At 69.3% G+C, this 267-nt stretch carries 1 pseudogene; it reads right to left on the bottom strand.

Features of this window, described 5'->3' with window-relative positions:
• Window positions 1–267 (bottom strand): annotated as a pseudogene (locus AX735_RS00945) (conjugal transfer protein TrbE); the annotation flags it as partial.

Genomic DNA, 267 nt, shown 5'->3' with positions numbered 1-267 from the left:
ACCCTTCCGCGCGCGCCGCTTCCTCGGCCGGCGGCATCCACAGCAGGGTGAGATAATAGGCGCTCTCGAAATGCGCGCCTTCCTCGCGGAACTGTTCGCGGCGCTCCATGTCCACGAGCGCCGAGACCGAATCGGGAAAATCGGAATCGGGGTAGTCGAGCGCGGGACTGCGCTGCGCCTCGACAAAGATCGCCCAGCCCGAGCCGAGACGCCGGAGCGCGTTGTTGAGCCGCGCCGTGGTGGCGACCAGCTCGGCCGGCGTGGCGC

It is taken from the genome of Blastomonas sp. CCH1-A6, from assembly GCF_001556365.1.
GTDB lineage: Bacteria > Pseudomonadota > Alphaproteobacteria > Sphingomonadales > Sphingomonadaceae > Blastomonas > Blastomonas ursincola.
The sequence above is the reverse complement of the archived record's forward strand: the minus strand, read 5'-3'. Positions and strand labels throughout refer to the sequence as shown.